Source organism: Moritella sp. JT01 (assembly GCF_001574435.1).
Classification (GTDB): Bacteria; Pseudomonadota; Gammaproteobacteria; order Enterobacterales; family Moritellaceae; genus Moritella.
In genome coordinates this window covers 146,996-166,719 of the sequence record NZ_LOCN01000001.1, presented here as the reverse complement: position 1 = coordinate 166,719, position 19,724 = coordinate 146,996, and the positions used below count along the sequence as shown (strand labels likewise).

Sequence of the window (19,724 nt, the reverse complement as noted above, 5' to 3'; positions counted from 1 at the left end):
CTTAACATGGTGAAACATGCAACCCATACGTGTTAGTGTTAAAATAATCTGACGAAAGGGTTATAACGCGATTCTCGTCGTTGGTTTACATAAAATTGACAGTATCAATGATCAAATTGAATAAATTGTTACCTTTAATCTCTACAGTCATATTTTTAGGATAATTCAGAGAAGCGTCCCAATCAACAGATGCTTCAACACCATCGGTTTTAAAATACAGCGCCCCATTAGCAACAAATTCACCATAATTGCTAGATGCACGGTCAGTGTCACGAACTTGTACCGAAATGTACATATCATGCTCAGGAGTCATATCCCCAACAGCAATATAATCATTATCATTAGACGTTGTAATGACTTCAGGCATAACGCCAATGCTACCTGCGATTTTAGCGAACAAGGTGTATTCGTTAGAATTAGAGCCTGAATGGTCGATGAGACGAATTTTAACAACTTGGTTTTCTTCTGGAACAATTTTAAAGCAAGAGAGTCCATGGAGTTCATTTATATTAGCCTGGTCTTCTTTGTACTCTCGATAAACACCCGCTGCGCCTTGGTGTTCCCAGCAGTGGAGAGAGCAAGCAGATCCAACTTTAACTGAATAAGCTTTGTCATTGAAACCTTCTCTAACACAGTCATACACCTTATCAGTAACCTCATAAGGACCATATTGAGAACCTTCGAAGCTAAAATCTGAAAAGAATAATACAGTACGAGCAGTAATTTTAGTGTTTTCCATAATATGTGTAATTTCCCTTTTATATATTGAAAGAATGTCTTAATTAAAAGCACAATTAAATATAACAACACTAAAAGAAAATTAAATCACCAAGTAACACTTTAGGGATGCAAATCACATAAGGTAATTGCTTATTCAATAGTACAAACACCGAAATATTACTTAGTAACAATAACTGTTTGCCATAATAATCATTATTCGTGTGCTAAGTGTTCATTAGCAAACGCAACAGAACGGTACCCATCTCAAAAGACCTATACAACGAAATACACAGCGATGCTGCTGGTCCATTATTTTCCTGCACTTATAATGACATTAGAGATAGGATAAAAAGTAGTATAGATGAATTGCCACAAGGACAAGCACCCCACATATTGCGGCATACATTTGCAAGTCACTTTATGATGAATGGCGGCAATATCTTAGTGTTACAGCAAATATTAGGCCATACTAATATTAAGCAGACGATGACATATTCTCATTTCGCACCGTCACATTTGAATGATGCGATATTGCTTAACCCTGTTGATATGAAGAAAAGAAAAGGCTGTTAGAATATGGGATCGCCACTTAATCGCCACTGTAAAAAGCATTAAATTTAAGTGGTTGATTTTAAAGATTATAAAATACTAACTCTTTATAAGTAAAATATTACCTATACTTTAAATGAGTCATCCAGTACTTTAGTTAATGAACGTAATAAATCAGTGAATAAACTAAAGTACTTATTTCAACTTAATTAGTTGCAGGGACGCGTATGGATATTAATTCTTTAACTTCACGTTTTGTACTGTCGCCTGGCAGTAAATCGGTGAGTAAATTATCCAAAATGTTTACGCCTGCGGCCGTCCTATTTCCTATTGTCGAACGAGAGCAAGAACTGAATTTAATTTTGACTCGTCGCGCGTCACATCTACGCCACCACAGTGGTCAAATAGCGCTACCCGGTGGTAAATCCGAAGAAACCGATAGTTCATCCATTGCCACCGCATTACGTGAAACCCATGAAGAAATTGGTATTCCAGCCGATAAAATCACCGTATTAGGAACACTACCCAGTCGAGTCACGATTAGCCGCTATTATGTCACCCCCGTCGTGGCTTTGATCGACAGTGATTACCAATCCAAGATTGACCCCAATGAAGTTGATGAAATATTTGAAGTGCCTTTATCTTTCCTGCTCGATGATGACAATCACATTATCGAAAGAAGTTTATTTAAAGGTAAGTACCGTGAAGTCACCTTTATGCCTTGGGGTAAATATCCGATATGGGGAACAACAGCGGCGATAATTAAAGATTTTTCGAAACACATTCGTTCGAATTGAACGTTAAAACCACGCAATTAAGCGTGGCCCAAAATAAAAACTATAGCCAAGTCCGAGGTTGTGAAACAACATCAACTAACGCTTGTTGTGCCTCGTTCTGCGGCTCTAGATCATCATAGTGCCAACTGGCAAGCGGAGGCATAGACATCAAAATAGACTTCGTTCTCCCCTTGCTTTGCAGACCAAAAATAGTGCCACGGTCAACAATCAAATTAAATTCGGCATAACGAGTACGACGGAACAATTGGAACTGGCGTTCTTGTTCTGTGTACGGCTGATTTTTACGTTTAGCAATAATTGGCGCATAAGCTTGCGTATAACCTTTAGCAACAGATTCAATAAAGCTTAAACTTTTTTCAATGTCCCACTGATTCAGGTCATCATAAATAATGCCGCCAATACCACGATATTCTTCACGGTGTGGCATATAGAAATATTCATCTGCATCTTGTTTGAACTGTGGGTACAGCTCATCACCAAATGGAGCGACAGCATCACGCGCCGCAGTATGAAAATGACGGGCATCATCCGCGTACAAATGAATTGGCGTTAGATCAAAACCACCACCCAACCACCAGTGCTGTTGACCGTCGTTATCAGTCACCATAAACATGCGTACATTGGCATGACTTGTCGGTGCATGCGGGTTACGTGGATGAACTACTACCGACACGCCCATCGCTTGATATGACATTCCGGTAAATTGTGGACGTTTAGCCGATGCAGCTGCCGGTAATTTATCGCCGCTTACCATCGAAAAGTTTACACCCGCGCTTTCATATACTTCACCATCGCGTAATACACAGCTAGTGCCCCGACCGAGATGACTGGTCCAATGATCAGCGATAAACTCGCCATTGGTTTCTTCAGCCTGAAAAGCCGTGATAATGGATTGTTGGATATTACGAAAAAATGATTCTAGGTCATTAATACTAACTGACATAACTACCTTGCTTATCACTTAAACAGCAAACATTGAGGCCGAATGCTGTCTAAAAAGATGATTAATAAAAATACACTCACACAAATGAGTATGAAAAGAAGTCAAACCGCTTTAGCCAAGGCTTCATATCCTTAGCCAAAGCAATCGAAAATATTATGCAGAGATCTCAGCGTAGAGATCGCAAAATTGCAGCGTCACTTTATGCTTAGGCGCACAATTGATCAAGGGTTGGGAAATATTATGTGATTCTTTTACTTTCACTGAGCTGTGGATCAGGGTATTTAAAATCGGTAAATTTTCCGCTCTTAATTCTGCAACCAGTTTTTTTGGTAAACTTGCTTGCCCTTGGTACTGGTTAACCACAATCCCTTCTACCCTTAATTTATCATTATGATCTTGTCGTGTTTCTTCAATATTGGCTAATAAACTATATAAACCACGACGTGAGAAATCATCACAATCGAAGGGAATCAAACAAGTATCCGCGGCAATCAAGGCCGACAAACTATAAAAGTTAAATGCTGGCGGCGTATCGATGTAAATCTCATCGTAATCACGTCTTAACTTCACCATAGCATCACGCAATTTATAGATCTTATGGCGTTGTTCTAATTTAACAATCAATTCACCAAGCAATTCTGACGCTGGCATAATAGCAAGGTTAGGAAATGGCGTCGGCGTGATAAAATCATTATAAGGTCGCCCTTTCATAATAATATTTAATGTCTGCTCAAAAAACTCAGCAGCACTAAAATCAACCTTATAATCATTTCCTAATAAATAGGCGCTGGTATTACATTGACTATCTAAATCAATAATAAGCGTACGCTTACCTTCTGATGCAGCTATAGCAGCTAAATTACTACAGATCGTAGATTTACCTACGCCACCTTTTTGATTAAAAACAACACGGATCACGAGACACTCCCTTCTCTAATAATTATTTAATAGTTTAACTCTCTAACGTTGATTTACAGACTATCGACTCGACCTGATGTAACAACAATAACTTCGCAAGTTCTTCTGGCGGTTCGATATCTGTAAATAATTTATTAACTTGATTTACATTACCAATGTTAACCATAGCATTACGGCCAAATTTAGTGTGGTCAACAGGTAAAAATACTTCTTGTGAACATTCGATAATCGCTTGTGTCACTCGCACTTCTTGATAATCGAAGTCGAGTAATGAACCGTCCATATCTAAACCACTGATAGTCACAATACCGAAATCCATTCTAAACTGTTTAATAAAATCGACCGTTGCTTCACCCACAACACCGGCGTCTTTATTACGTACTTCACCACCAGCGACAATCACTCTAAAATCAGGCTTCTGCATCAAAATAGTCGCAACATTCAAGTTGTTGGTAACAATACGTAAATTAGTATGATTAAGTAATGCGTGCGCTAAGGCTTCTGATGTGGTGCCAATATCAATAAATAACGATGAACCATCAGGAATGCGTTCCGCCATCGCTTGCGCTATTTTCATTTTACCTTTAGCTGTTTTTTGTTTGCGGTTAACGTATGTATCATTAACTACACTGCTTTCTAGTAATGAGGCGCCACCATGATGACGGCGAACCAAGTTTTTATCCGCTAATTCATTTAAATCTCGACGGATTGTTTGTGGGCTGACTGAGAAATGTTCAACTAAGACTTCAGTACTGACAAACCCTTCTTCTTTAACCAGCGAAATTATTTTTTGATGACGTGTATTTTGTCTCACATCTTTCTCCCTGTTACCCCTAATGTAATTATCGAAAGGGAGTTGAAATTTACTCTTAGTTTATATCATATTTACACCCGTAAACCTGAAAAATAGCGTCAATAAACAAAGTTTAACGCCATTTTGAGATATACTCATGGCAGAACATCGATAATTTCAAGTTGCAGTCAACAAGTTCAACATTGCAAGCAACGTCTATATTCAAGTAACTAAAATACAATGAGACTATAATAAATGGCTTCCGATCCCGATAAATTACTCAACAAGCATCCCGGATTAACCCATTCAGAACTCCAAAAAGTCACTTCCCATGTACAAAGAGAAAAAGACGAATGGTACCTCAATACTGTCATGATAGAAGGCCACCGTGTACCGTTCAAATTTAAACGCAAAAAGGCTTATAGATCATTAACCGGCGTATACGTAAATCTGACTTATTACCCTGAGGTCGAAAACGTCGCAGGATTCAAGATAGAAATTATGCATGTAGTCAGAATTAAAAAAACATAACGTACTTTATGTCAGTATTGGCCTGTATTTTATTATATTGTGATTAGGCTTGTTGCAAGCATTTCAGCGAGTTACACTAGAGTAAATATTACTAAACTTAATGTATGATTCGAGGGAACGACCAGATGAGTAAATCTAAAATCATTGCAGGTATTGCTGCCGTCAGTATTATCTTTTATGCAACGACTATTTATTGGAGTGCTGAACCCGCTAATTTCAGTCCAACACAAGTCACGGAAGAGTTAACTAAGAATAATGCTGATATTGCGGTAGGTTCTTACACCACTGCCACCCTGATTAAAACACTCCAAACATTAGACGACAAAAATGGCGGTTATCTCAGTAATTCCGTATTACCACCTGCGATCTTGATGGATAACATGCCATCATGGGAATATGGATTATTAGAGCAATCACGTGATCTGATGTTAGTATTACGTCGTGACTTAAGCCGCTCACAAACGCAGTCAACTGAAAATAAAGACCTACAGAAAGCCCACGGTTCGTTAAACGTTGAACATACACGTTTATTCCCAACCAATGCCAATTCTGAATACAAAAAAACAATTTCTAATCTTCAAACATACCTAGATAAATTAAACGATTCACAATCAAAAAATGCACAATTTTATGCGCGTGCTGATAACCTGGCAGAATGGTTTAAACAAGTGGAAAAACGTCTTGGTTCATTATCACAACGTTTAAGTGCATCTGTTGGTCAATACCGTATCAATACTGATTTATCGGGAGATCTTGGCGCGGAGCAATCCACATTCACAGAATCTGGTTCTACCGTTAAAACACCATGGTTAGAAATCGATAATGTATTCTGGGAAGCACGTGGTTCTTCTTGGGCACTATATCATTATTTAAAAGCAGCACGTATTGACTTTAAAGGCGTATTAGAGAAGAAGAATGCACTGGCAAGTGTTGACCAAATCATTCTTGAATTAGAGGCATCACTTCAGCCTGTAAGCAGCCCTATCATTCTAAACGGTGCTGGTTTTGGTATGTTTGCTAACCACTCTCTGGTAATGGCAAACTACCTGTCTCGTGCTAATGCGGCCGTAATTGACCTACGCAGATTACTAGAACAAGGTTAATCTTTGTTGGTATAAATAACGCTTAAGCCCGTCACTCTATGTTTAAAATAGTAACGGGCTTTTTTGTGTCTGAAATTCATGACAAACTGCATACCTAACAAAAAACCATCAACTCTTTATTATACGTTAAGCACAAAGCAACATGGGGATATAAACAATGCAAACAGTATTAATTACCGGCGCTTCAACAGGGATAGGTTATCACGCTGCTGTCACCCTGAAAGCGGCAGGTTATCGTGTTTTTGCAACGGCGAGAAAGACGCAAGACGTGACTAAGTTAATTGAACAAGGTTTTGAAAGTGTACAATTGGACTTAAATTCTACAGCCTCTATTACTGCTGCGGTCGCACATATAACGCAACTCACCGATGGTAAGATTGATGTACTCTTTAATAACGGCGCTTATGGTCAACCGGGCGCTGTCGAAGATTTACCGACAGATGCGTTGCGTGTTCAATTTGAAACCAATGTCTTTGGCTGGCACGAGCTAACCACACAAATTATTCCATTAATGCGCGCCAATGGCCGCGGCCGCATTATTCAAAACAGCTCAGTTCTAGGTTTAGTGACGATGAAATATCGCGGGGCATACAACGCAAGTAAATTTGCGCTAGAAGGACTAACAGACACGTTAAGACTGGAGTTATTGGATTCCCCAATCAAGGTGTCACTTATTGAACCTGGTCCTATTGTAAGCCAATTTAGAGCTAATTCATTGTCAGCCTTTCAAGCCAATATTGATATCGAAAATAGTATCCACAGTGCTGATTACCAGCAGCAAATTAGTCGGTTAGGTAAAAAAGACGTCAGCAGTCAGTTTACCCTTGGCCCTGAGGCGGTAACTAAAGCACTTATTCATGCGATAGAAAGCAAAAATCCGAAAGTACGTTATTACGTGACCTTTCCAACCTATTTATTTGCCTTGTTAAAACGTATTTTACCCTTTAGAGTATTAGATAAAATATTAGCTAAATCAGGCTGATATTCCCCTATTAATAGTCTCAACCTTGGAGTTAACATGACAACGAGTTCAGCATATGAAGAGTTATCTAAGCACTTTAAAAAGATCCATAACCTAAGCCACCTATCTTCTATTTGTGGTTGGGATCAAGCAGCCATGATGCCAGCAGGCGGTAATGAAGCACGCTCTGAAGCAATGGCTGAACTAGCTGTCATGATCCACCAGCAAAGTACCGCACCACAACTGGCCGACTTAATTAACCAAGCTCAAACTGAAAACCTGTCAAGTGAACAACAAGCAAGCTTGGCCGAAATTGATCGTAGCTGGCAACAAGCCAATGTCGTACCAGAAGCCCTCGTTGCAGCTCAATCCCTCGCAGGCTCTAAATGTGAACACGCTTGGCGTACTCAGCGTAAAGAAAATGATTGGGAAGGTTTTTCTAAAAACTTAAAAACCGTTGTAGAACTGTCTCGCGAAGAAGCCAGTATTCGCGCTCAAGCTAACAATTGCAGTAACTACGATGCCTTGATGGATTTGTACGAACCGGGCATGACCAGTGCACAACTAAACCCTATTTTTGATGAAGTAAAATCTTGGTTACCGGAATTAACGCTCGCAGCCCAGGAAAAACAACGCAGTGACAATGTCATCATGCCAACAGGACATTTTCCAATTGCAGCACAACAACAGCTTGGTTTAAAGACCATGCAGATCCTCGGTTTTGATTTTAATCATGGTCGTCTTGACGTATCAACGCATCCATTCTGTGGTGGTGTTGCATCAGACGTGCGGATAACAACGAGATACGAAGAAGATGATTTCACCCAAAGCCTGATGGGGGTGGTCCATGAAACGGGTCACGCACGTTATGAGCAAGGTCTACCAAAAGCATTGAACCACCTGCCTGTAGGTCAAGCGCGCTCGATGGGCATTCATGAAAGCCAAAGCTTGTTATTTGAAATGCAATTAGGCCGTAGTAAAGAGTTTTTAACGTTACTAACACCAGAAATACAAAAAGCATTTTCAGGCACAGATAAAGCAATTTATAACCCGCTGAATTTAAGCCAATGCTATACCCGAGTTAAACCTGATTTTATCCGTGTTGATGCCGATGAAGTCACTTACCCTGCCCATGTAATGTTACGCTACGAAATCGAACAAGCATTGATGAATGGCGATATTGAAGTTGATGATATTCCTGAGTTGTGGGCGCTTAAAATGCAGCAATACCTTGGTGTAGATACCAAAGGGAATTACCGTAATGGCTGTATGCAAGATGTACATTGGACTGATGGTAGCTTTGGTTATTTCCCGTCTTATACACTTGGCGCTATGTATGCGGCGCAGTTCATGGCGACGATTAACCAACAGATGGATGTGCCAGCAATCATTACCAGTGGTGATTTATCGCCTATCTTTAACTGGCTTAAAACCAATATTTGGCAAAATGCATCATTGCTAAGTACCAATGATTTAGTCGCTAAAGCTACAGGTGAAACATTAAACCCTGCGCACTTTAAAACCCATTTACAGGCGCGTTATTTGTAATGCCCATTTAATTTAAATGAATAAACGATAAAAAGGCTGCAACTTCAAGTTCGCGGCCTTTTTAGTTTTGTTTACCATCATCTAACAGTTTCAATGCTTTTCGGTAGCTATTTGGGGGCACGTGCTTATAGGCTTTAAACTGACGATTAAAGTTGGCTTGATTAAAGTAACCCACTTTTTCCATGATTATATTTATTGGTAATTGAGTGTTAACGAGCAGTTCACAGGCAACGTTTAACCTAATTTTCATCAAATGTTGTGAAAAACTTTCTTTATAATGTTTGAAGAAAAACCGTCTAATCGTACTCTCGCTAACATATAAATGGCGCGCTAAATCCGCTTGATAAATAGGACGCTGAAAATTTTTAAGAAGAAACGTTTCTGCCTTTCTAAGCTTATTTTCAACGTGATTATCCGGATCACCTTGAACGGTCTTTCTCAATAACAATGGCGTTTGCTGTTCATCATCAATTAAAAGCGAAAAAACACGCATTAAAGTTGCTAATTGCTCAACGGGATTGAGTAATAACACGTCATCTAGCAACAAGAAAACTTGCTCTGCAGTCGTATGTGAAAACTGTATGCCTTTTTGCGCTTCGCTTAAAACAGAACGTAATGGTTTGAGTTCGCTGCAGCAATAGATTAACTGCTCGATCCATTCTTTTTTAAACCATAACACGTGCGTTTCACAACGCTGCGATATCGGCAGTTTATCAGAGCAAAATGCATGTGGGATACTTGGCGCTAATAATACCATGTGATTATGATTGATATCGCTGCAATAGTTTCCAATAAGACTTAGCCCATTAAAATTGCGGTGTATGGCAATTTCATATTCTTCATGTTGGTGCCAATCAAAATTTTTTACTTCTTCCAATACTTTCTTATACCGCCAAGACACTCCAATACGTTGCGGTACCTTCTCAATATATTCTTTCATATACTCGACCTATAGAACAATAATACTGATTAGTACTAATAAGTAATGATAACGTAACTAATGAGCGAATAGTATTGCTATGTGGATGGGTAACACTCATGTGTTGTCGCCAACAGAGTAAACTTGAAAGTAAGTGAACGACTCAACTGGAGATAATAATATGAATGCTTTAATAAACAGAATTAATCAACTAATTATCGAAAACCGTAGTGAATGGATTGGACTAATTACCTATGGATACGGTATTGACAGTAATGATGCACTCAAGTACTACGGATACACATCAATAGAAGATTATAGCCAAGACTTAATAAAATACTTTTCTATTAAGCAGTAGTGATTTAATCGAACAAGCACCAGGCTAACTTCTATCGCCTGCTGCTTTCAATTTTAAATTATTTAAGAATCGTCTTATAATATTTTAGCCACTTGGGGTACGTTAGGTAACAAGCGTAATAACTTAAACGCTTCAGGCATGTTTGCCTGCGTCACCACAAAACCCATTAACACCTCATCACGATCAAAAGCCTTTGCAGTCATTCCCGAGGTAGTAAATTCTACTTGCCAACGCGCATCTGCCGCAGTGGTATTCCCACTTAATTGAATAGGATATAGCGGCGTTTTAACTTTGACTAACATCGCAGGAAAAATCACATTCGTCGCGGCATTCGTTAGCGTTTTTGCTAACGCATTAGCACTGAGTATTATTGGCTGTAAGAAAGCCAAATGTTTACCGTCAATCTCAGCGCAATCGCCGATTGCAAAAATATGTGGATCGTTTGTTCTTAATTGCTTATCAACAACAATACCACAATTGACCGCGAGTCCAACCAGACTCGCTAATGTAGTATTAGGTTTCAAACCAGCTGCACACACCACGCAATCAACCTTGGCGCTATGTCCGCTCTTAAAACGAACCTCGATACCAGCATCCGTTTTTGTCATCTTGCTGAGTTCATTACCCAGCTGCAACTGAACTCCCTGCCTTCTCATTGCTTGATACAGCTGAGATGATATAAATTCAGGTAGTAAATTCGGCAGTAATGAATCTGACCGGTCGCTTAATATGACATCATAATGAGCGATGGCTAAATCCATCGCAATTTCAGTTCCAACTAAGCCAGCGCCAACAACTAATACAGATTTAGCATTCGCTAATTGTTCCTGTGACTGCTGATATTCATCCAGACTGTTCAGCGTAATAATCTCTTTGGCAGCATCCCCATCAACAAATGGCACAAACGATTGTGCCCCCGTAGCAAGTACTAAGTTATCGTATGCTATCTCGATACCGTGACAACTCACTGTTTTTTCCGTGCGATTGATTTCATCAACATAGGTATTTTTCATCAGGATAATATTATATTCAGCCGCAAAATCTATCCCACTTTGCTTAACCATATCTTGCGCAGTCAATTTTTTGCTAAATACATGACTCAGTTCCGGTTTGACATAATCATCACCACTGCCAGCAGTGATCACAATGATTGCTTGTTCCTTGCTTAACCGACGAATTGATTTAACTAATTGATAAGCAGCAAATCCACTGCCTATGATAACGATGGGTGAACTCATGCTGTATCCTTAGTTTTTATCTCTTCAAACACATCTTTACCTAAACCGCACTCGGGACAAAGGAAATAATCAGGTACGTCTGACCATGCTGTACCCGGTGCAATATCTTGATTTGGTTCTCCTTGCGCAGGATCATATACCCACTGACATACAGTACATAACATCGAACTCTCTGCGTCAAACTGTGCCACTGCACTTTCTGGTATTGACTTTTCAACTGCAACGGTCTGCGGAGATTTTTCTAGTACAGCTTGATTTTTTACGGGTGCGACTACATCTGCAACCGTATGATTTGTTAACGCCCACTCTTTCGCTAGCGTGCGTCCATATTCACGGCATGCTAATATCGCTTTACCATCTGGTTTCCATTTTGTTTTAAGACTTGGGTAACGTGCAAAGCCCGCTTCATGCAGTCGGTTTTCAATGCGATCAATCGCCCCACCAGTCCAACCATAACTGCCAAATGCCGCCGCTTTTTTATTTTTAAAACGCAGACCAGTAATCTCTTCAAGCATGGCGGCGACTTTAGGCATCATCACATTATTCATCGTTGATGAACCCACTAAGATGCCTTTGGAAATAAAGGCATTCGATAAAATTTCATTTTTATCATGACGTGCCACATTGAATACTTTCACCGCAACATTACTATCCACCTCATGAATGCCCTGTGCAATAGCATCCGCCATCGTGCGAGTATTATTCGACATAGAATCATAAAAAATAGTGATGCGATCTTCTTGATATTTATCTGCCCACGCCAGATATTGTTCAATGATCTGAATCGGATTATCACGCCACACAACACCGTGTGCTGTCGCGATCATATCGACGGGTAAATTAAAGCCTAATATTTCTTTAATCTTTGCGGTAACGAGCGGGCTAAACGGAGTAAGAATATTGGCATAATAACGTAAACATTGATCCATTAACTCTTTGGTATCAACTTCATCATTGAATAAACGTTCATCACAATAATGCTGACCGAATGCATCATTACTAAACAGAATCGCATCACCGGTCATATACGTCATCATACTGTCAGGCCAATGCAACATGGGTGTTTCAATAAAGACCAGCTGCTTACCATTACCTAAATCTAAACTATCGCCCGTCTTAACCACGTTGAAGTTCCACTCTGGGTGGTGGTGATGACCAGTAATTGAGTCAATCGCATTTTCAGTACAATAAATAGGGGTGTTCGGTATTTTATTTAATAACGCAGCTAATGCACCTGCATGATCTTCTTCAGCATGATTAATCACAATGTAATCAATTTTGTTAAGATCAACTTCCAGTTCTAATTGTTGAATAAATTCGTAGCAGAACTTGTGGTCAACCGTATCAATCAGTACCGTCTTTTCCTCTTGAATAAGATAACTATTATAACTAGTGCCTTTTTCTGTTTTAAATTCAGTACCGTGAAAATCACGCACTTCCCAATCACGCTGTCCAACCCAAGAAATATTATTTTTTACATGAATAGCCATATTGTATTCCAATTAAAGAGTTAACGAATTTATATCGTCTCTAATTGCAGGTACCATGCCAAAAGTTAATGCATTGATTTTAAAGAGAATATCCAAGTATCACTGTCATTATGACTATCTTTACATATTGTCATTATGACTATACACTGTCGATAAGACAGTATTTAATATGGCTGACATTATGCAAACTAGTACTAAAGACCTTATCCATATCGCCTTAGATTTAACAACCAATATCTCCAGTCAGGATCGTTTCGAACGCCTACTTACAACAATGCGTAGACTATTCAAGTGTGATGCATCTGCGCTATTAGAGTTTAAGGGACTGCATTTCAAACCCTTAGCAATTAATGGCCTTAATGCTGACGTATTGGGCAGACAATTCAATATCAGTGAACACCCTAGATTAGAAGCCATTGCCAGAGCTGGTGATGTGGTCAGGTTTCCTGCAGACAGTTCTCTGCCCGATCCTTATGACGCCCTGATTACCTCACATGAAGGTAATTTGCATGTGCATGCCTGTGTTGGTTTACCTTTAATGGCAAACCAACGCCTGATTGGTGCTCTTACCCTCGATAGCTTTGATCCCCACCAGTTTGATAACTTCAGCAATGATGAACTACGCACAGTGAGTGCGCTTGCAGCCGCAACACTTAATATTGCATTATTGATGGATAAACTGGAAAAAGCGGCAGGCGATATGACAGAATCAGATCCCGCCAAACATCAACCCCAAAGTAACACTGAAATTATTGGTCAATCCGCGCAGATCCAAGCCTTAAAAAAAGAGATAAGCGTCGTTGCGAGCACCGATATGACCGCATTAATCTTGGGAGAAACAGGGGTTGGTAAAGAATTAGTCGCCACCGCAATCCACCAGCAATCTTCCCGAGCCGACAAACCTCTGATATACCTTAACTGCGCAGCTTTACCAGAATCTATTGCAGAAAGTGAATTATTTGGACATGTAAAAGGCGCATTTACCGGTGCGATAAGTAACCGCAGTGGTAAATTTGAATTAGCAGATAAAGGCACCCTGTTTCTTGATGAAATTGGTGAGTTAACCCTGACTTTACAAGCAAAGCTATTACGGGTATTACAATATGGCGACTTACAACGTATTGGTGATGACCGAAACTTAAAAGTCGATACGCGCATCATAGCGGCAACCAACAAAGATTTAAAAGAAGAAGTACTTGCAGGTCGTTTTAGAGCAGATCTTTATCATCGCCTTAGCGTATTTCCCATTACAGTATCACCGTTGCGCGAACGTGGCGAAGACATTATATTACTGGCTGGTTTTTTCATTGAACGCTGTCGCAGCAAACTGCAATTAAGCCACCTGAGTTTAAGCTCCACCTGCCAAGCTATATTGATGAATTATCCATGGCCAGGTAATATCAGAGAATTGGAGCACAGTATTAATCGCGCTGCGATTCTGGCCAGAGCAGAAGCTAAAGATGAATACGTGGTGCTTCAACCTGCACATTTTAAGCTTGAGCATTTTTCAGTTGGAGTAACAGATACGACTGAAAAACCAATGATGCCCATCACCAGCATACCCGTCGATAATTTACGTGACGCGACCGAGCAATTTCAACGACAGTTAATTAGCAAAGCACTCAAAGAAAACAACAATAACTGGGCTGCAACGGCACGCCACCTTTCTGTCGATGTTGGTAACCTGCACCGATTAGCTAAGCGAATTGAATTGAAACAATAGCAATTGAAAAAGTAACGTTGAAAAATAAAAAGGCCGCACATTTATATTAATAAAGATGTGCGGCCTGTGTTTTATTAACTTTTACTTAACTGATATAAATGATTATTTCATTGGCTGTGAAATCTGCTGTAGTGACATGTCACCAGGTTCAATAATAAGCGTCATTCCAGCGATCCCACCTTTTGAATTAAAGCCACCAAGGTTGAGGACTACATCCAGCTCAATCTGATCTAAATTCATTAATTCAATATTCATTCGGCCATCATCTAAAAACGTCAACGGACCTTGTAACTTAGCTTTAATTGGATAACTATGTAGATTATGTGAAACAACACCACCTAACACGCTCATGAATGGATTATCCATATAGATATCTAAGTCAATTTTGAAATTAAGTCTGTTCTCTTCTTCATTCCAAATAATATAGCCCGTTGGTACTTCTGTTTTCCCATTTACGACCGGATACATTGGACGCATAACCATAGTGCCTGTTGGTACTTCAGATTTAATAAGACCAATGTTCAAGAAACCAAGTATAGCTGCAACGTTTACATTTGAAGATATCAGTTGCTCGGCATGGACCTTAACAGGAATACGGTTATTCTCGAAATCGTACTCCCCAACTTCCGTTGGCATAAAGCCACTGATATACGTTTTAGCATAATCGTCACTACAAGTTTGATCTAACTCACAACCAACCGTCGCTCGAATTAATGCACCACTCGTTTTAAGTAGAGATAGTTTGGCCAAGTTACCACTGACAACCTCTTCCTTTATATCATCCCAACGGTAATCACGATTCGTATCGGTTGTTGGCATCATTAATGGGTTAAACACTAACTTACTAGCGGGAACCGCACGAAATGGCATTAGCATATCTGGACCACCGTGATCTTCACGACTGTCAGACTTTAACAAGGTTGTTTGTAAAGGGTAACCTTGTACGCTACATAGAACCTCACCTGTAGAACAATCAACACCACCTTTGGTCGCACCTTCTGAAGAAATTAAAGAATAACGATATAAATTTGAACCTTGATCTTGCCAGTTCTCGTCTGGAGAGAAGGTTAATATTTTATTCTCATAATTGAGCACACCAGGAACGGTTCCAACACAATGACCTAGACCATTAGGTTCTACAATTTCCACACGGAATGAACCTGTATTACACGTTTCACCTAAACGGATACTCGCTTCATCCATCTGCTGACTGAAAACAATAAAAATATCGCGATTTTCAGCTAAACTAAACACATTCAGTTTTTGGTCAGTCGTTTTACCTCCGGCACAACGACCCGCAAAATCAAGCCCTAAATCTGTATCTTCAAAGGCACATGAGTAACCCGGCACCATGCCTTCTACCATAGGGGCTGTATAGCGAGCTGCAATCTCATCATGCTCTTCAAATTCTGTACCTTGCTCTTTATTTGGGGTATAAAAATTTTGCATTACATAGGTACTATTACCCGAAAGATCTTTAATTACACCAGTGACGGTATAATCCGTTAAAGGAATTAAATTATCTGTCGGGTCAATAATAATGGAAGCACCGTCCTGTGAAATAAATGTATCTACACTAATACCATTTTCATCTTTAAGAATAAGATTCTGTAATGACGCTAAATCTAGCGCTTCATTATAAGTAATCGTAACATTGTCACCTAAGCTAAAGTGCGCGGTGTTCATATTAGGGTAAGCAGAATGGAATACTGGTGAGAGTAGATCGACAGCTGGTGCGGGTGTTTCTGCTTCAGTATACGACTCCATATGGAATGATACTTGCGCATGTGCATCATCAACACCTAAAATTTTCAAATCAATTTCACTGACAGCATCAATGATCATCGCAGGGCCTTCCGTTCTGACAGTCCCCATCAATTCAAGATGCATAATATTCTGACTTAAGCCGCCATTAGCTTTACCATTAAGCTTGCCGTCTTCGTTATAGCCATCAGTAGTCATGGCGACATCCATAAACAGATGCAATTGCTTAGGGGCATATTTATGATCTGAACTGGTATTATTAATTAAATAACCCGTCGCATCAGAAATATTAGTCATGCGAATATTACCGGTATCGAAACCCGTTGGAAATACCCCCCCCACTTTAACCGTCAGGTTAGAACTATTTAAAATAGAACCTTTGCGGATAACAAGTGGAGCCGAACCTTTGAAGTTACCCAGATTCGCTAATTCAGTGATCAGGTCCGAATCAACATAAGTTGTATCATTAGCACCAATCAGTACTGATTTAATGGTTACCGCATTAATGAGTTCACCAGAATAAGGTGACTCCTGACTGCCATTATTCAAGGTTATGTTCATTGGCTTAAATGCTCGTTCACCTGGGTCTAATACGGTAAATGTTTTTTCTAAACCCGCAAAGCTATTCCCCACCTTATCCTTTACGCCATTACTGACGATTAATTCATACGTAGCATCAACATCAAGGTCAACCGTTGGATCGAATGTGACATAACGACCCTTGGCAATTAAATCACCCGCAACTTGCTCTGTCGAACCGACTTTTTGGAATTTAAATGTATCACCTACTACCAGAGTCTTTATATCAATTTCATTGGTCATGCGTAGACGTAATGATGTAAACGTCGTAAACGGCAAATCATCCGTTGGATAAAAACCATTTTTATCCAATGCAAAATTAGCTGAATCTTTACCTAATCGCGTCGTGAACGTCAGGGAATTTTTCGCCGTTCTTTCTACGGTTAATTCTTTATTACCCTCGACTTCATTAATCAAGCCTATTTCATAAATAACGGAATACTGTTCGCCCGCTTTAAGTGCGCGTTTTGGTTTAAATGCCAAACCATTCGCTTTTTTGTTTTCAGGATCAGTCGCAAAACTCCCCTCAGTTACTTCGACCGAGGTCACTTCAACTACATTACCATCACTGTCTATTAAACTAAAATCTTGCGCCGAAAAGCTATCTAACGGATGCGAGAATGATAGTAGTACAGAGGTATTAACCGCGACATCACCTTGACCATTCGATGGGAATGAATAGAATTCATGCGCATCAAATAAACTTTTAGCACGACGTTTTGCTAATTCATCCCGGCTTTCTTCTGCCGTTAAAATTGGTTCTTCCACTTTCTCATTATCTTGTGGTTCAAGACCACAACCAGCAAGCATAACAGCCGAGGCAACGAGGCCACTCTTCACAAAAGAGCTAAAAAAAGAATTTAAACGAAAGTTAACTGTTTTCATAAAGCCCCCTTAAAACTTAGTCGAAAATGAAAGTGAAATGGTTGACACCGTGCCTTCTAACTCAACTGAAGAATTGTTTGCACTATCATGATGTGAGATAGTGTGATCTGTTGGATCAAGTACTTGTAGTTGATACGCAAAATCAATCTGCCAAGGGTAAGCCGTTAAACCAGTACCTTTATGGAAATAAGAGAAACCAGCACCAACCACTAATTTATCGGCACTTAAATAATTCACATCCAACGTTGCTTTATCAGCGTCTAATGGCGATTTTTCATAACTTGCACCCGCCATTAATCTAACTGTATCGTTGAAGTTCAGCTCAATACCTGCGCGTGGAATAATGATGTCTTCAAAGCCTACACTCGCTTGATCTTTCACTGTGTCGCCGAGCATCAAACCATTCAAATCTGACCATTTTTGTTGTTCGGCACTGAATGCTAAACTCACCATTCCCGCTTTAATACGCACACCCGCAGAAATAATATCTGGCTGGTATGCATCATACGTGAGTAGGTTGATGGGTAAATCGGATACAGTTTGTGTAATCGTTGCGGCCGCTTTAATGTTTGCTTGACCGTAACTTTCACCACGAAAAGCGACAGCAAATGCAATACCATTACCCGCACAGCTCTTATCACTGCCACATGCCATACGCCCTAAATCTAAGGTAATACCAGCGATGGGGGTGATAACTGGCTCTGCAGCAACCGAGACACGTTCATTGCCTGACGCAGTACCGTCTAATTCACTTTCTAGACTCATATCAGCATCAGCATGCAATGATACTTGAGCACCACCACCAATGGTTAAACCTGGCATAATTTGAATTGAACCCGATGCAGCAACAAATAATGGCTTCTCACCATAATTAACTAACTGACCTGTCTCTGACGTTGCCGAACTAAACGCCATCATTTCAGTACCATAATTTTCGATACCAGCAATCAGACCAAAATAAATTGGGTAAGAAAAATTAAAAAGGTTGGTTATATTCACATTCATACCCGCGAGTATCGGCTGCGTTGCGTCATCAAATTTTTGATCGCCAGCAGTAATGTCCGGAGTGGCTGATAATAAACCCACATACATCTCGCCTTGATCCGTCGCGGCAAGTGCTGATGGATTGTAATATGCCGCTGATGATTGTGAATTAAATAAAGAAAAAGACTGTGCAGAAGCAATATCAACAGGTGATAAGCCAAACGTTGTACCTAAGTTACCTAAACTCGCCTGAGCAGTTCCCGCAGTCAGTGCTAATGCCACGGATACAGAAAGTAGAGAGATATTGTTAGAAAGTGTCTTCTTAGTCATTGTTGCTAACTCCATTTAGCGAAACTAAAATAAGTATTCTCTAGTGGCTCCAGCCACAACAACGGAATACAGTCAAATTGTTAGACATGCCCGAGTGGACACCTTGTCATTTTTATAACTGCAAATGTACATTGATTAACCTATAAAATGTCAGTGCCTAACTCGTGTTATTTAGTTATTCAGCGTGTAATCAGGAGAAAGTACCAATTCAGATCCCGTACTCATTTTTAACGAATCTAAATCTACTTAGCTATCTGACATCTCCTCACATCATACTCATTGTTTTGCCTACTGGTACTCAAAGGCTCCCTCCTGCATATGAGTAGAATATTTTTCATATTAATTTGAAATAATCAGCGACCAATGAAATTAATATTTTTTTAATAAAATAATCATTACATTCTTTTAAGATTGGTATTTAATCAATCAAATATAATTCTAGTTTTTAGCGGGTATCAGCTATGTTTCAAAAAAAGTGCAATAAATGCAATGGGAAAGGTTTACTCATGCGAGTAAAAAGAACATTTATTGAAGAGACATTTATACATAAAAAGGAATATAAATTAAAATGCAGTAACTGTAATTTCTGCA

At 39.6% G+C, this 19,724-nt stretch carries 16 protein-coding genes; 7 read left to right on the top strand and 9 right to left on the bottom strand.

Translation table 11 applies throughout. The features are described from left to right. Window positions 1–85 precede the first annotated feature (85 nt). Entirely contained in the window at window positions 86–739 is a 654-nt protein-coding gene (locus AKG98_RS00705) for a beta/gamma crystallin domain-containing protein (RefSeq protein WP_067039854.1), read from the bottom strand. 209 nt (window positions 740–948) lie between these two features. On the opposite strand from AKG98_RS00705, the gene AKG98_RS21775 reads away from it, so the two are divergent. Both AKG98_RS21775 and AKG98_RS00700 read left to right on the top strand, forming a co-directional pair. Next, entirely contained in the window at window positions 949–1,293 is a 345-nt protein-coding gene (locus AKG98_RS21775; protein WP_083543845.1) for a tyrosine-type recombinase/integrase, read from the top strand. 203 nt (window positions 1,294–1,496) lie between these two features. Continuing rightward, entirely contained in the window at window positions 1,497–2,066 is a 570-nt protein-coding gene (locus tag AKG98_RS00700) for a CoA pyrophosphatase (protein ID WP_067039851.1), read from the top strand. Window positions 2,067–2,106: 40 nt separating this feature from the next. Here AKG98_RS00700 and hemF read toward each other — a convergent pair whose 3' ends face one another. The 3 genes from hemF to AKG98_RS00685 all read right to left on the bottom strand — a co-directional run bounded on the left by hemF (window position 2,107) and on the right by AKG98_RS00685 (window position 4,741). Continuing rightward, window positions 2,107–3,009 (bottom strand): oxygen-dependent coproporphyrinogen oxidase, encoded by a 903-nt coding sequence (hemF, locus tag AKG98_RS00695; protein WP_067039849.1) that lies wholly within the window; start codon window positions 3,007–3,009, stop codon window positions 2,107–2,109. Window positions 3,010–3,162: 153 nt separating this feature from the next. Then, window positions 3,163–3,927, bottom strand: coding sequence for a ParA family protein (locus tag AKG98_RS00690; RefSeq protein ID WP_067039846.1), 765 nt, complete (start codon window positions 3,925–3,927; stop codon window positions 3,163–3,165). A gap of 34 nt (window positions 3,928–3,961) precedes the next feature. After that, window positions 3,962–4,741, bottom strand: a complete 780-nt coding sequence (locus AKG98_RS00685; protein ID WP_067039843.1) for a DeoR/GlpR family transcriptional regulator — start codon at window positions 4,739–4,741, stop codon at window positions 3,962–3,964. 234 nt (window positions 4,742–4,975) lie between these two features. Here AKG98_RS00685 and AKG98_RS00680 point away from each other — a divergent pair, with 234 nt between their 5' ends. The 4 genes from AKG98_RS00680 (at window position 4,976) to AKG98_RS00665 (ending at window position 8,863) form a co-directional block, all read left to right on the top strand. Next, complete coding sequence (locus AKG98_RS00680) at window positions 4,976–5,251, top strand: hypothetical protein (RefSeq protein ID WP_067039840.1); 276 nt, start codon at window positions 4,976–4,978, stop codon at window positions 5,249–5,251. A gap of 125 nt (window positions 5,252–5,376) precedes the next feature. Continuing rightward, the gene (locus tag AKG98_RS00675) at window positions 5,377–6,354 is read left to right on the top strand and encodes a DUF2333 family protein (protein WP_067039837.1); all 978 of its coding nucleotides are present in this window, start codon (window positions 5,377–5,379) and stop codon (window positions 6,352–6,354) included. A 157-nt stretch (window positions 6,355–6,511) separates the two neighbouring features. Then, window positions 6,512–7,336, top strand: a complete 825-nt coding sequence (locus AKG98_RS00670; protein ID WP_067039834.1) for an SDR family oxidoreductase — start codon at window positions 6,512–6,514, stop codon at window positions 7,334–7,336. Window positions 7,337–7,372: 36 nt separating this feature from the next. Beyond that, on the top strand, window positions 7,373–8,863 hold the full coding sequence (locus tag AKG98_RS00665; RefSeq protein ID WP_067039832.1) for a carboxypeptidase M32: 1,491 nt from the start codon (window positions 7,373–7,375) through the stop codon (window positions 8,861–8,863). 61 nt (window positions 8,864–8,924) lie between these two features. On the opposite strand, the gene AKG98_RS00660 is transcribed toward AKG98_RS00665, so the two are convergent. The 3 genes from AKG98_RS00660 to norV form a co-directional block, all read right to left on the bottom strand. Further along, on the bottom strand, window positions 8,925–9,803 hold the full coding sequence (locus AKG98_RS00660) for an AraC family transcriptional regulator (protein WP_067039829.1): 879 nt from the start codon (window positions 9,801–9,803) through the stop codon (window positions 8,925–8,927). A 411-nt stretch (window positions 9,804–10,214) separates the two neighbouring features. Then, window positions 10,215–11,378, bottom strand: coding sequence for an NADH:flavorubredoxin reductase NorW (gene norW / locus AKG98_RS00655; protein WP_067039826.1), 1,164 nt, complete (start codon window positions 11,376–11,378; stop codon window positions 10,215–10,217). After that, the gene (gene norV / locus AKG98_RS00650) at window positions 11,375–12,868 is read right to left on the bottom strand and encodes an anaerobic nitric oxide reductase flavorubredoxin (RefSeq protein ID WP_067039823.1); all 1,494 of its coding nucleotides are present in this window, start codon (window positions 12,866–12,868) and stop codon (window positions 11,375–11,377) included. The genes norW and norV overlap by 4 nt, the downstream gene beginning before the upstream one ends. A gap of 181 nt (window positions 12,869–13,049) precedes the next feature. On the opposite strand from norV, the gene norR reads away from it, so the two are divergent. Beyond that, window positions 13,050–14,591, top strand: a complete 1,542-nt coding sequence (norR, locus tag AKG98_RS00645) for a nitric oxide reductase transcriptional regulator NorR (RefSeq protein WP_157534041.1) — start codon at window positions 13,050–13,052, stop codon at window positions 14,589–14,591. A 102-nt stretch (window positions 14,592–14,693) separates the two neighbouring features. On the opposite strand, the gene AKG98_RS00640 is transcribed toward norR, so the two are convergent. Together AKG98_RS00640 and AKG98_RS00635 are read right to left on the bottom strand one after the other, a co-directional pair. After that, a complete protein-coding gene (locus AKG98_RS00640) occupies window positions 14,694–17,819 on the bottom strand; it encodes an Ig-like domain-containing protein (RefSeq protein WP_067039816.1) in 3,126 nt (1,041 codons plus the stop codon). 9 nt (window positions 17,820–17,828) lie between these two features. Then, a complete protein-coding gene (locus tag AKG98_RS00635) occupies window positions 17,829–19,133 on the bottom strand; it encodes an OmpP1/FadL family transporter (RefSeq protein ID WP_228140169.1) in 1,305 nt (434 codons plus the stop codon). Window positions 19,134–19,724 lie beyond the last annotated feature (591 nt).